Annotated in this window: 15 protein-coding genes; 7 read left to right on the top strand and 8 right to left on the bottom strand. The window is 65.8% G+C overall.

The window, feature by feature from the left end; genetic code table 11:
• Positions 1-132: 132 nt before the first annotated feature.
• The 4 genes from ACIP1U_RS05670 to ubiA all read left to right on the top strand — a co-directional run bounded on the left by ACIP1U_RS05670 (position 133) and on the right by ubiA (position 3399).
• Positions 133-1575 carry a catalase gene (locus ACIP1U_RS05670; protein WP_400312606.1) on the top strand — a complete coding sequence of 481 codons (1443 nt, stop codon included), beginning with the start codon at positions 133-135 and terminating at the stop codon, positions 1573-1575.
• A 51-nt stretch (positions 1576-1626) separates the two neighbouring features.
• Entirely contained in the window at positions 1627-1821 is a 195-nt protein-coding gene (locus ACIP1U_RS05665; RefSeq protein WP_400312604.1) for a hypothetical protein, read from the top strand.
• A gap of 93 nt (positions 1822-1914) precedes the next feature.
• Positions 1915-2400, top strand: coding sequence for a Dps family protein (locus ACIP1U_RS05660; RefSeq protein ID WP_010815054.1), 486 nt, complete (start codon positions 1915-1917; stop codon positions 2398-2400).
• A 141-nt stretch (positions 2401-2541) separates the two neighbouring features.
• Positions 2542-3399, top strand: a complete 858-nt coding sequence (gene ubiA / locus ACIP1U_RS05655) for a 4-hydroxybenzoate octaprenyltransferase (RefSeq protein ID WP_400312602.1) — start codon at positions 2542-2544, stop codon at positions 3397-3399.
• 167 nt (positions 3400-3566) lie between these two features.
• On the opposite strand, the gene proC is transcribed toward ubiA, so the two are convergent.
• Positions 3567-4400, bottom strand: coding sequence for a pyrroline-5-carboxylate reductase (gene proC, locus ACIP1U_RS05650; protein ID WP_400312601.1), 834 nt, complete (start codon positions 4398-4400; stop codon positions 3567-3569).
• A 42-nt stretch (positions 4401-4442) separates the two neighbouring features.
• Complete coding sequence (locus ACIP1U_RS05645; protein ID WP_400312599.1) at positions 4443-5132, bottom strand: YggS family pyridoxal phosphate-dependent enzyme; 690 nt, start codon at positions 5130-5132, stop codon at positions 4443-4445.
• A 67-nt stretch (positions 5133-5199) separates the two neighbouring features.
• On the opposite strand from ACIP1U_RS05645, the gene ACIP1U_RS05640 reads away from it, so the two are divergent.
• The 3 genes from ACIP1U_RS05640 (at position 5200) to ACIP1U_RS05630 (ending at position 8048) form a co-directional block, all read left to right on the top strand.
• Positions 5200-6243: a type IV pilus twitching motility protein PilT gene (locus ACIP1U_RS05640; protein WP_400312597.1), complete on the top strand. Its 1044-nt coding sequence runs from the start codon at positions 5200-5202 to the stop codon at positions 6241-6243.
• Positions 6244-6338: 95 nt separating this feature from the next.
• Entirely contained in the window at positions 6339-7478 is a 1140-nt protein-coding gene (locus ACIP1U_RS05635) for a PilT/PilU family type 4a pilus ATPase (RefSeq protein WP_400312595.1), read from the top strand.
• 75 nt (positions 7479-7553) lie between these two features.
• Positions 7554-8048 (top strand): glutathione peroxidase, encoded by a 495-nt coding sequence (locus tag ACIP1U_RS05630; protein ID WP_400312593.1) that lies wholly within the window; start codon positions 7554-7556, stop codon positions 8046-8048.
• A gap of 2 nt (positions 8049-8050) precedes the next feature.
• Here ACIP1U_RS05630 and ACIP1U_RS05625 read toward each other — a convergent pair whose 3' ends face one another.
• The 6 genes from ACIP1U_RS05625 to glcE form a co-directional block, all read right to left on the bottom strand.
• Positions 8051-8740 (bottom strand): helix-turn-helix transcriptional regulator, encoded by a 690-nt coding sequence (locus ACIP1U_RS05625; protein ID WP_400312591.1) that lies wholly within the window; start codon positions 8738-8740, stop codon positions 8051-8053.
• A 26-nt stretch (positions 8741-8766) separates the two neighbouring features.
• On the bottom strand, positions 8767-9138 hold the full coding sequence (locus ACIP1U_RS05620; RefSeq protein WP_400312589.1) for a VOC family protein: 372 nt from the start codon (positions 9136-9138) through the stop codon (positions 8767-8769).
• A 94-nt stretch (positions 9139-9232) separates the two neighbouring features.
• A complete protein-coding gene (locus ACIP1U_RS05615; protein ID WP_400312587.1) occupies positions 9233-9958 on the bottom strand; it encodes an LrgB family protein in 726 nt (241 codons plus the stop codon).
• Positions 9955-10332, bottom strand: coding sequence for a CidA/LrgA family protein (locus ACIP1U_RS05610; protein ID WP_400312585.1), 378 nt, complete (start codon positions 10330-10332; stop codon positions 9955-9957). Before ACIP1U_RS05610 ends, ACIP1U_RS05615 begins: the two co-directional genes overlap by 4 nt.
• Before the next feature lie 171 nt (positions 10333-10503).
• Positions 10504-11757 carry a glycolate oxidase subunit GlcF gene (glcF, locus tag ACIP1U_RS05605; RefSeq protein ID WP_400312583.1) on the bottom strand — a complete coding sequence of 418 codons (1254 nt, stop codon included), beginning with the start codon at positions 11755-11757 and terminating at the stop codon, positions 10504-10506.
• Positions 11758-11806: 49 nt separating this feature from the next.
• A complete protein-coding gene (gene glcE / locus ACIP1U_RS05600; protein WP_400312582.1) occupies positions 11807-12910 on the bottom strand; it encodes a glycolate oxidase subunit GlcE in 1104 nt (367 codons plus the stop codon).
• Positions 12911-12936: the final 26 nt, after the last annotated feature.

Raw genomic sequence — 12936 nt, 5'->3', positions numbered from 1 at the left:
CCAGACAATCACAAACATAGCGCGCCCGTTTGCTGTCCGCATGAAGCGCTGCCTGCTCGATTGCCTTGCCTGCTACGCCGCCGCGAACTGACGCGGCGATCTTTTCCAGCCTACCCACAACAAGAGGAATAGATGAGCAAGAAGGACACTCTCACCACTGCAGCCGGCGCACCCGTCGCCGACAACCAGAACTCGCAGACCGCTGGCCCGCGTGGCCCGATGCTGCTGCAGGATGTCTGGTTCCTCGAAAAACTGGCCCACTTCGACCGTGAAGTCATTCCCGAGCGGCGCGTGCACGCCAAGGGCTCCGGTGCCTATGGCACGTTCCGCGTCACGCACGACATCACGAAGTACACCAAGGCGTCGATCTTTGCCGAGGTCGGCAAGGAAACGCCGCTGTTTATCCGTTTCTCGACCGTTGCCGGCGAGCGCGGTGCAGCCGATGCCGAGCGCGATGTGCGCGGGTTCTCGGTCAAGTTCTATACCGACGAAGGCAACTGGGACGTGGTCGGCAACAACACCCCGGTGTTCTTCGTGCGTGACCCGCTCAAGTTCCCTGACTTCATCCACACGCAGAAGCGCAATCCGCGCACCAACCTGCGCGACCCGATCGCGGTCTGGGACTTCTGGTCGCGCCATCCGGAATCGCTGCACCAGGTCACCATCCTGATGAGCGACCGCGGCCTGCCGCAGAACTATCGGCAGATCCACGGCTTCGGTTCGCATACGTACTCGTTTATCAACGCCGATAACGAGCGCTTTTACGTCAAATTCCACTTCAAGTCGCAGCAAGGCATCGCCAACTGGACCAATGAGGAAGCGGCCAAGGTGGTCGCGAACGATCGCGAGAGCGCGCAGCGCGACCTGTTCGGGAACATCGAGCAGGGCAACTTCCCGCGCTGGAACCTGCGTGTGCAGGTCATGCCGGAAGCGGATGCGGCCAAATACCACATCAACCCGTTCGATTTGACCAAGGTCTGGCCGCACAAGGACTATCCGCTGATCGATGTAGGCGTGCTGGAACTGAACCGCAACCCGGACAACTATTTTGCCGAGGTCGAGCAGGTGGCGATGAATCCCGCCAATATCGTGCCGGGCATCGGCATTTCGCCCGACAAGATGCTGCAAGGCCGTCTGTTTTCGTACGGCGACACGCAGCGCTACCGGCTGGGTATCAACCACCACCAGATCCCGGTGAACGCGCCGAAATGCCCGTTCCACAACACCTTCCACCGCGACGGCGCGATGCGCGTGGACGGCAACCAGGGTGGCAAGCTGAACTACGAGCCGAACCGCGAGAGCGCCTACGGTGCCAGCGAACGTGCGACGGAGCCGCCGCTGGCGCTGGACGGCGCGGCCGACCGCTGGGACCACCGCGTGGACACGGACTACTACAGCCAGCCCGGCGCGCTGTTCCGGCTGTTCGACGAGGGCCAGCGCCAGCGGCTGTTCGCCAATATCGCGGCGGCAATGCAGGGTGTGCCGGAAGAGATCGTGCGCAAGCAGATCGAGCATTTCACCAAGGCCGATCCGGCCTATGGGGAGGGCGTGAAGCGCGCGCTTGACTTGAAGTAACCCTGTCTGGCGCGGCGGCTGGCAACGGCCGCCGCGCCCGGGAGAACCACCATGGCGATGATCCGGTTTTTTATCGACGAGTGGCGGAAGCTTTGGCATGACGGCCATGACAAGCCCGAGCGCCCCGATGCCGCGCGGTTGCGCCACAAGCTGTGGCGCAAGGAAGTCGGTGTCGCCGTGATCGTGCTTGGTGCCGGGGTGATGTTTATCGAGATAGCCCGGGGTTTGGCCGGGATCGCGGGCTAATGCAATAATGCGGGTAACGCGCCGCCCGGAACCGTGTTTTCGGCAATTCCGGCGGTGCTCCTCGTGGCTTTACCAGAACGGAGCGTACCTACCATGGCAAAGAAGAATGAGATGAGCGTGAATATCGGTATTTCCGACAAGGACCGCAAGAAGATTGCGGAAGGCCTGTCCAAGCTGCTGGCAGACACCTACACCCTCTACCTCAAGACCCATAACTTCCACTGGAACGTGACGGGCCCCATGTTCAATACGCTGCATCTGATGTTCGAGACGCAGTACACCGAACTGGCGCTGGCCGTGGACTCGATCGCCGAGCGCATCCGCGCGCTGGGCTACCCGGCACCGGGCACCTACAAGGAATACGCCCGTCTGTCGTCGATCGCCGAAGAAGAGGGCGTGCCCGAGGCGACCGAGATGATCCGCAAGCTGGTCGAAGGCCAGGAGGCCGTAGTGCGCACCGCCCGCTCGCTCTTCCCGGTGATCGACGCCGCCGGCGACGAGCCGTCGGCCGACCTGCTGACGCAGCGCATGCAGACGCACGAGAAGACCGCGTGGATGCTGCGCGCGATGCTCGCCTGACGCCTTTGAGCGACTTCCGGCCGCTGCCACGCGGCGGCCGGCATTGCGCGCTGCAGCCATCCGGGCTGCGGCGCGTTTTCATTGAATCCTCCTTCCCGGATCCCCGCTGTGCAGTCCCTGTCGCCATTGCCCCCCGCTCCCATGCTCGAACGACTTTCCCTCTACGCGCGCCTGGTGCGCATCGATAAGCCAATCGGCACGCTGCTGCTGTTGTGGCCGACGTTGTGGGCTATGTGGATGGCAGCCGGCGGGCCGCCGTCGTGGGGGTTGTTCTGGATTTTCGTGGCAGGGACGTTCCTGATGCGCTCGGCTGGCTGCGCGATCAATGACTGGGCGGATCGGGATTTTGACAAGCATGTGAAGCGGACCAAGGAGCGGCCGCTGACTGCGGGCAAGATTGCTGCGTGGGAGGCGTTGGCTGTCGCAGCCGTGTTGGCGCTGGTGGCATTTGCGTTGGTGCTGCCGCTCAATGCATTGACCAAGTGGCTGGCGGTGGTGGCGGCGGTGGTGGCGGGGACTTATCCGTTCTTCAAGCGGTTCTTTGCGATTCCGCAGGCTTATCTTGGGATCGCGTTTGGGTTTGGCATTCCGATGGCGTTTGCCGCGATACAGGATCAGGTGCCGCTGGTGGCCTGGCTGATGTTGCTGGCTAATGTGTTTTGGGCGGTGGCTTATGACACTGCTTATGCGATGGTGGATCGGGATGATGATCTGCTGATCGGGATGAAGACCTCGGCGATTACCTTCGGGCGCTTCGACGTGATGGCGATCATGATTTGCTATGCCGCGTTCCTGGCGCTGATGGTGTGGGCGGGTATGTTGCTGGGCCTGGGCTGGCCGTACTGGGTGGGGCTGGCGGCTGCGGCTGTGTGCGCGGGCTACCACTACACGCTGATCCGCGATCGCGACCGGATGCGCTGCTTTGCGGCGTTCCGGCATAACAACTGGCTGGGGGCGTGTGTGTTTGCGGGGACGGCGCTGGCTTACGCGGTGCGTTGAAGTCTTGCTGAGGGTTTGCTCCCCTCTCCCGCTTGCGGGAGAGGGGTCGGGGGAGAGGGCGGGCGTGTGGCAAGCACCGAAGCGTCACACTTCGTGGAGACGCCGGCCCTCTCCCCCGCCCCTCTCCCATAAATGGGAGAGGGGAGAAACCATCAGGATATCGACGTTCAATCCTTCCCGAACTCCGCCCCCATCTCCTTGCCCCGCGCCGCCGCCGCATGCATCGCGCGCACGAAGGTATCAGCGATCCCTCCCGCATCCATTGCCGTCAGCGCCGCATACGTGGTGCCGCCCTTTGACGTCACGCGCTCGCGCAGCGTCGACACCGGCTCCGCTGACTGGCCGGCCAGCGTGGCCGCGCCGCGGAAGGTTTCCACTGCCAGTTCGCGCCCTTGATCGGCGCTCAGCCCCAGTTCGGTGGCGGCGCGCTGCATCGCTTCGATGAAATAGAAAACATAGGCCGGGCCGCTACCGGAAATGGCGGTGACGGCGTCGATCTGCGCGTCGTTCTCCACCCACACGCACTTGCCCACGGCCTGGGCCACGGCACTGGCGATGTCTCGGTCCCTGTCCGACAACCCGGCCGGCGCCGCCAGGCCAGTCATCCCCATTCCCGCCAGCGCCGGCGTATTCGGCATCGCCCGCACCACCCGATTGCGCCCGCCCAGCCACCGCTGCATGTCCTGCAGCCGGATACCGGCCGCCACGCTGATCACCAGGTTGCCATCGCCAGCCGGCATATGCGGCAGCAATTGCGCCGCCGCCTCGCGAAACTGCTGTGGCTTGACTGCCAGCACTAGCACGTCGCTGGCGCCGAACGCCGCGTCCGGCGCCCCCGCGGCATGAACGCGGAGATCCCGCGCAAGGCGCTGCTGTGCCTCCGGGAAAGGATCGACCACCCGGATCGAACCAGCGGGAACGCCGCGGGCAATCAGCCCGCCAATCAACGCGGAAGCCATATTGCCGCCGCCGAGAAAGCCGAAGGTAAGGGTATCGAGCATGGGAATCTCTGTCGTGTCTTGATGGATAGGGAAGGCGCCGGCTCAGCCGCGCGCACCGAAGATCGCGGTGCCGATGCGCACCATGGTGGCGCCCTCGGCGATAGCGGCTTCCATGTCGCCCGACATGCCCATGGACAGCGTGTCGAGGTCCAGGCCGCTTTCGCGCAGGGTGCCCAGCAGCGCGCGCATGGCGGCAAACGGCCGGTGCTGAGCAACGGGGTCGTCCTCGGGTTCGGGAATCGCCATCAGGCCCCGCAGCCGCAGGCCGGGCAGTGCGGCCACGGCCTGCGCCAGTGCCGTCACTTCGGCCGGCGCGACGCCGCTCTTGCTCGCTTCGCCACTGATATTGACCTGGATACAAACTTGCAGCGGCGCCATCCCGGCCGGGCGCTGCGCCGACAGCCGCTCGGCGATCCTGAGCCGGTCGATGGCATGCGCCCAGTCAAAATGCTCCGCCACCAGCCGCGTCTTGTTGCTTTGCAGCGGACCGATGAAATGCCACTGCAACCGGTCGCGCAAATCGGCCAGGGCGGCGACTTTCTCTACCCCTTCCTGGACGTAATTCTCGCCAAAGGCAAGCTGTCCGGCCTGGGCGGCGGCGCGTACGCGGTCAGCGGATACGGTCTTGGAAACGGCCAGCAGGGCGATGTCGCCGGGCTGCCTGCCAGCCTGTTGTGCCGCCGCCGCAATGCGCTGGTTCACGGCTTGCAAGTTGGCGGCAATCACAGACATAATCCGGCGGACATATAAAAGAAGTACTTAAAGTACTGATAACTATTCCAGGGTGGGGTCATTATAGATGGACATCGCGCAGCTATTGGCTTTCGCCGTCAAGAACAAGGCGTCCGATCTTCATCTGTCATCGGACATGCCACCGATGATCCGGATCCACGGCGACATGCGCCGGATCAATGTCGCGGCGATGGCGCACAAGGATGTCCATGCCATGGTGTACGACATCATGAGCGACACCCAGCGCAAGCTCTACGAAGAACGGCTGGAAATCGACTTCTCGTTCGAAATCGCCGGCCTGTCGCGCTTCCGGGTCAATGCCTACAACACGCAGCGCGGCGCTGCCGCGGTGTTCCGTACCATTCCCTCCAAGGTCCTCACGCTGGAAGAGCTGCGCGCGCCGGCGGTATTCGCCGACCTGTGCATGAAGCCGCGCGGGCTGGTGCTGGTGACGGGGCCGACCGGCTCGGGCAAGTCCACCACGCTGGCGGCGATGGTCGACCATCGCAATGACAACGACATGGGTCACATCCTGACGGTGGAGGACCCGATCGAATTCGTCCACAACTCCAAGAAGAGCCTGATCAACCAGCGCGAGCTGGGGCCGCACACGCATTCATTCGCCAACGCGTTGCGCTCGGCGCTGCGCGAGGATCCGGACGTGATCCTGGTGGGCGAATTGCGCGACCTCGAAACCATCCGCCTGGCATTGACCGCGGCCGAAACCGGCCACCTGGTCTTCGGCACGCTGCACACCAGTTCCGCGGCCAAGACCATCGACCGTGTGGTCGACGTGTTCCCGCCGGAAGAAAAGGACATGGTGCGCACCATGCTGTCCGAATCGCTGGAAGCGGTGATCTCGCAGACGCTGCTGAAGACCCGTGACGGCAACGGCCGCACCGCCGCGCACGAGATCATGATCGCCACCCCGGCGATCCGGCACCTGATCCGCGAAAACAAGATCGCGCAGATGTACTCGATGATGCAGACCAGCAGCGGGCTGGGCATGCAGACGCTGGACCAGTGCCTGTCGGACCTGATCAAGCGCAGCGTCATCAGCTACAACGACGCGCGCGCCATTGCCAAGAACCCCGACGCGTTCATGGGCTGAGGCCCTGGGGCCCCTGAGGCCACGGGGCCCGCGCCGACGCCTTGCCTACAGGCCGCTGCACGCATGCGGCGGCCGCACTCCTGCAGGACACCGCCATGCTCGATCGCGAATCCGCCGCCAAGTACATCAACGACCTGCTGGAGCTGATGGTCAGCAACCGCGGCTCGGACCTGTTCATCACCGCTGACTTCCCGCCGGCAATCAAGGTGGATGGCAAGATCACGCCGGTGTCGCAACAGCCACTGAACCCGACGCAGGCGCTGGGGCTGGTGCGCTCGGTGATGAACGAGCGGCAGGTGCAGGACTTCGAAACCAGCCGCGAATGCAACTTCGCCATCACCGCGCCCAAGGCGGGGCGCTTCCGCGTGTCCGCGTTTATCCAGCAGGGCAAGGCCGGCATGGTGGTGCGGACCATCAATACGCGGATTCCGTCAGTGGCGGACCTGGATCTGCCCCCGACGCTGCATGACATCGTGATGTCCAAGCGCGGTCTGGTGATCGTGACCGGCGCGACCGGCTCGGGCAAGTCGACCACGCTGGCGGCGATGCTCGACCACCGCAACGCGCATTCCTACGGCCACATCATCACCATCGAGGATCCGATCGAATACGTGCATGCGCACCAGAACTGCATCGTCACGCAGCGCGAGGTCGGCATCGATACCGAGTCGTGGCACGTGGCGCTGAAGAACACGCTGCGCCAGGCGCCCGACGTGATCCTGATCGGCGAAATCCGCGACCGCGAGACCATGGAGTACGCGATGCAGTACGCAGAAACCGGCCACCTGTGCCTGGCCACGCTGCACGCCAACAACGCCAACCAGGCGATCGACCGCGTGGTCAACTTCTTTCCCGAGGAAAAGCGCCAGCAGTTGCTGATCGACCTGTCGCTGAACCTGAAGGCAATGGTGTCGCAGCGCCTGCTGCCGCGCGCAGGGCGCAAGGGCCGCGTGCCGGCGGTGGAGATCATGATCGGCACGCCGCTGGTGGCCGACCTGATCTTCAAGGGCGAGATCCACGAACTGAAGGAAGTCATCAAGAAGTCGCGCGAGCAGGGCATGATCTCGTTCGACCAGGCGCTGTTCGACCTGTACGAGGAAGGCAAGATCACCTACGAGGACGCGCTGCGCAATGCGGACTCGCTCAATGACCTGCGCCTGATGATCAAGCTGCACAGCGCGCGCGCCAGAGACACGGACCTGGGCGCCGGCACCGAGCACCTGAACGTGATCTAGATTCCGGCTCCCGTGCACGCCAGCGCGCATGGGCGTATGCTTCGGCCACGTGCAAGGAGTCCGCAGGAGTCTGCCATGAGCAATATCTACCAGTTCGAAGCCAATTCGCTGTCCGGGCAACCTGTGGCGCTGACGCAGTTCCAGGGCAAGGTGCTGCTGGTCGTCAATACCGCCAGCGAATGCGGTTTCACGCCGCAGTATGCCGGCCTGCAGAAGCTCTACGAGGAATACCGCGAGCGCGGGCTGGAAGTGCTGGGCTTCCCGTGCAACCAGTTCGGCAAGCAGGAGCCGGGCGATGCGCAGCAGATCGGCCAGTTCTGCGAGTCGCGCTTCAGCGTCAGCTTTCCGATGTTCGGCAAGATCGACGTCAACGGCGAGCAGGCGCATCCGCTGTACCGCTGGCTGACCACCGAGAAGCGCGGCGTGCTGGGCACGCAAGGCATCAAGTGGAACTTCACCAAGTTCCTGGTGCGGCGCGACGGCACGGTGTACGAACGCTACGCCCCGACCACCAAGCCGGAAGAGCTGCGCAAGGATATCGAGACGCTGCTGTCCGATCCCGCGGCCTGAGGCTACGCGCCGCTGGCGCGCACCGCGCGCAGGAAGCCGTTGAGCGAGCGGTCCGGCGTTTCATGGAAATGGTCGTCCAGCATGCGGATGGCGCGGCAGCGGTCGAGGCGGAAGCTGCGGTAGTCCGAGCGCGTGGTGCACCACGTCGCCAGCAGCCACGCATTGCCCCAGAAGAACAGGCCCAGCGGCATCACCACGCGTTCGGTGATGCGCTGCTGCGCGTCGCAGTAGTCGAGCAGTAGCAGTTTTTGCTCGCCCAGCGCGCCGTGCACGACGTCGAAGGCTTCGCGCACGTGCGACTGGTTGACATACTCGGGCGCGAACACGCGGCTCTGCTGCGCCGCGAGCCTGCGCGGCGGCGGCAATGCGGCGACCAGTTTCTCCAGCGCCGGATCGGCCGCTGCGGCGAGTGCACCGCCGCCCCAGGCTTTCAGCAGCCGCAGGCCGGCCACCAGCGCTTCCACTTCCATGGCACTGAACATCAGCGGCGGTACATCGAAATCGGCGCGCAGCCGGTAGCCGATGCCGGCCTCGCCTTCGACCGGCACACCTGACAGCGACAGCGCCTGGATATCACGATAGACAGTGCGTTCCGACACGCCGAGCCGCTGCGCCAGCAGCGCCGCCGTGGTCAGGCGGCGGCCGCGCAGGACCTGGACGATCTGGAAGAGGCGGTCGGCGCGGCGACTCATCCGTGGCGGCTTCCTGGTGGCGTCATTTACACGGCAAAGGGCTCGTGCAGCCCGATGCGGTTGCCTTCGCTGTCGGTGATATGCGCGATGCGGCCGATTTCGCCCGGCAGGCGCAGGGGCCCGAACACGGTCTTGCCGCCGGCGCGCGCGGCGCGTTCCAGCAGCGCGTCCAGCTCCGGTGCGTGCAGGTAGGGCACCGTGCCGTAGTAGTTGCTGGGGCGGTAGCCTTCGCCGGCGACCAGCGCACCGCCGGGATCGGGGTGCGGGAACACGGCCATGTCGACCTGGCTCATGGTCTCGCGGCGCAGCTTGGTGTCGAAGACTTGTTCATAGAAGCCGATGGCGCGGCTCATGTCGACGACAGGGATTTCCAGCCAGTTGATCAGACGGTTGCTCACGACGGGCTCCTTGGTTCCGGGTGATAGGTAGTGAGGAGCTCGCATCATGCGCGGGGGCTGCTGACAGCGTGCTGTCAGGAGGCTGTCAGTGCGGTCAGTGTGGCATCCAGGCCGCCATCACCGGCACCAGGATCGCGGTCAGCACGCCGTTCAGGCCCATGCCGAGCGCGGCGAAGGCGCCGGCTTCCTGGTTCACCTGGAACGCGCGCGCGGTGCCGATGCCGTGCGCGGCCACGCCGGTGGCAAAACCGCGCACGCTGTAGTCGCGGATGCGCAGCAGGTTCAGCAGGCTGGTGGCGCTGACCGCGCCGATGATGCCGGTAGCCATCACCAGTACGGCGGTCAGCGATGGCAGGCCGCCGATCTTCTCGGCTACGCCCATCGCAATCGGGATGGTCACGGATTTTGGCGCCAGAGAGCGTACGGTTTCAGGCGAGGCACCCAGCAGCCAGGCGATGCCGACCGCCGACACCACCGCCACCACCGAGCCGGCCACCAGGCCGGCCAGCAGCGGGAACACATGGGTGCGCAGCTTGGGCAGCTGCATGTACAGCGGCACGGCCAGCGCCACGGTGGCCGGCCCGAGCAGGAAATGCACGAACTGCGCGCCGTCGAAGTAGGTCTTGTACGGCGTGCCGGTGACGGTCAGCACCGTGACCAGCAGCGTCACCGCGATCATCACCGGGTTGGCCAGCGGCGAGAAACGCGACTTCTCGTAGATGCGGAAGGCGAAGACGTAGGCGAGCAGCGTGGCGGTCAGCCCGACCAGCGGGCTTGCGGCCAGGTAGACCCAGATCTCGTTCAGGCGTGGCGTCATCATGCCTGTTCTCCCTCCGCATCGGCGTTCGGCGCGTCGGTGCGTTTGCGCATCAGCATGCGCGTGACCACCGCGGTGGTGGCGATGGCAAGCCAGGTGGAAATCACCAGCGCCACCAGGATCGGCATCCATTCGCCTTCAATGCGGTTGGCGTGGACCATGATGCCGACGCCGGCGGGGACGAACAGCAGCGACAGGTGCTTGAGCAGTTCGCTGGTGGTGCCCTGGATGATGGGCAGCAGGCGGTCGTCGAAGACGAGCCAGCCAAACAGCAGGATCATGCCAAGCACGGGGCCGGGCACGGGCAGGCGCAGCGCGTAGCTGATCACCTCGCCGACGGATTGGAAAACCAGCAGGATGGCAAAGGTCTGGAGCATGGGGGCATCGTGGTTGCGCATTTTCTCCCCTCTCCCTATGGGAGAGGGGCCGGGGGAGAGGGCGGGCGTATCTCGAAGCGATAGCGCATCTTGAACCGCTTGCCCTCTCCCCCGCCCCTCTCCCGCAAGCGGGAGAGGGGAGACAACCACGGCCTTGCTCCGGCCGGGGGGTTATCCCAGCATCCGGTCGACCAGTTCGACCCAGTGCATCACCGGCGTATCGGTACCGCTTTGCAGGTGCGTGATGCAGCCGATATTGGCTGACACGATGGCTTCGGGCTGCGTGGCCTGCAGTTTGCCGAGCTTGTCGTCGCGCAGGCGGTAGGCCAGTTCCGGCTGCAGCACTGAATACGTGCCCGCCGAGCCGCAGCACAGGTGGCTGTCAGCGCAGAGTTTGACCTCCACGCCGAGGCCGGTCAAGAGCGCCTCCACCTTGCCGCGGATCTGCTGGCCGTGCTGCAGCGTGCAGGGCGGGTGGTAAGCGACGCGCCGGCTGTCGCGCGGTACCGCGCCGGCCAGCGCGTGCAGGTCATCGGCAAAGTCCGGCAGGACCTCGGACAGGTCGCGGGTCAATGCGGAAACGCGTCGCGCGCGCTCTGCATATTTCGGATCGTTGCGCAGTAAATGCCCGTAATCCTTGACCATCGCGCCGCAGCCGGAGGCCGTCATCACGATGGCCTCGGCGCCGGCTTCGATATGCGGCCACCACGCATCGATATTGCGGCGCATATTGTCGAGGCCGCCGTCGTGGTCGCCGGTGTGGAAGCGGATTGCGCCGCAGCAGCCCGCCTCGCGCGCCACCACCAGTTGTACGCCGACACGGTCGAGCACACGCGCGGTCGCGGCATTGATGTTGGGCGACATCGCCGGCTGCACGCAACCGTCGAGCAACAACATCTTGCGTGCGTGGACATTGCGGGGCCAGGTGCCCGGCTCGGCGGCATGCGTCAGCGCCGGCACCTTGTTGCGCAGCGCGTCCGGCAGGATCGGCCGCACCATCTGGCCAAGCCGCAGCGCGGTGCTGAACAGCTTCGGGCGCGTCAGCCCCTCGCGCAGCACCCAGCGCGCAAAGCGCTGGCCGGTCGGGCGCTGGATGCCTTCGGCTTCGAGCTTGTCGTCGACGATCTTGCGGCCAATATCGACGAGGCGCCCGTAGCGCACGCCCGACGGGCAGGTCGACTCGCAGTTGCGGCACGTCAGGCAGCGGTCCAGGTGCAGGCGCGTGCTTTCCGTGATGGCGTTGCCTTCGAACACCTGCTTCATCAGGTAGATGCGCCCGCGCGGCCCGTCCAGTTCGTCGCCGAGCAACTGGTAGGTGGGACAGGTGGCGGTGCAGAAGCCGCAATGCACGCATTTGCCGACGATGGATTGGGCTTCCTCGCCTTCGGGGGTGTTGCGGAGAAAATCGGCCAGGGTCGTTTGCATGGTGTGGGGAGGTCTTTGCCTGGGCGTGGGAACGCTGGGGTGGTCCGGATCAGAGTCCGGGATACATGCGTTGCGGATTGAAGATGCCGGCCGGGTCGAACGTCGCTTTCAGGCGGCGGTGGATTGCCGCCAGCGGCGAGGCCAGCGGCGTGAACACACCCACCGACTTGTCGCCGTTGCGGAACAGCGTGGCGTGGCCGCCGGCGGCCTGGGCCACGGCGCGCACGCTTTCGGCGTCGGTCCTGGTGGCGCCATCGGCGGGCAGCCACCAGCGCTGGCCGCCGCCCCATTCCACCAGTTGCTGGCCCGGCAGTTCCAGCGGCGCGGCCACCGGCGGCACCGCCAGGCGCCACAGCGCGCGACCCGCGTGCGCCGGCGCGAAGAAGGCGTGGGTCTGCTCGCGCAGCGATTGCCACAGCGCGGTGGCCACGGCGGCATCGACACGCTCGCCGCCCAGTCGTGCGCACGCGGCGCGTACCGCCGCGGTGGCGCCTGCCAGGCGCACGTGCAGCACGCCGTCATGCCAGGCCGACGCGGCCAGCGGCAGCGGCTGGCCGCCCCACTGGTTCAGTTGCCGGATCGCATCGGCCTGCGCCAGCTCGAAGCGCAGCGTGGCTTCGTCGAACGGCGCGGGCAGCACCTTGAGCGAAACTTCCAGCACCAGCCCGAGCGTGCCCAGCGAGCCCGCCAGCAGCCGCGATACATCATAGCCGGCCACGTTCTTCATCACCTGGCCGCCGAAGTTCATCACCTCGCCGCTGCCGTCCATCAGCTGCGCGCCCAGGACGAAGTCGCGCAGCGCGCCTGCCGACTGCCGGCGCGGGCCTGACAAGCCGGCGGCCACCGCGCCGCCCAGCGTGGCGGTGCTGGCCTGGCCGGGCAGCGCGAAGTGCGGCGGCTCGAACGCCAGCACCTGGCGCTTCTCGGCCAGCGCGGCTTCGATCTCCGCCAGCGGCGTGCCGCAGCGCGCGGTGATCACCAGCTCGGCCGGGTCGTAGTCGACGATGCCGGCGTAGGCGCGGGTGTCCAGCACCTGGCCTTGAGGCGTCTGGCCGTAGAAGTCCTTGCTGCCGCCGCCGCGCAGCCGCAGCGGCGTGCGGGTTTCGGTGGCTTGCCTGACGGCGTCGCGGAAGGCGTCGAGGGTGGCTTGCATATGCGTGGGTGGTGAGGAGGATGTCT

Origin of the sequence: Cupriavidus sp. NPDC089707 (assembly GCF_044748965.1) — a bacterium.
GTDB lineage: Bacteria > Pseudomonadota > Gammaproteobacteria > Burkholderiales > Burkholderiaceae > Cupriavidus.
The sequence above is the reverse complement of the archived record's forward strand: the minus strand, read 5'-3'. Positions and strand labels throughout refer to the sequence as shown.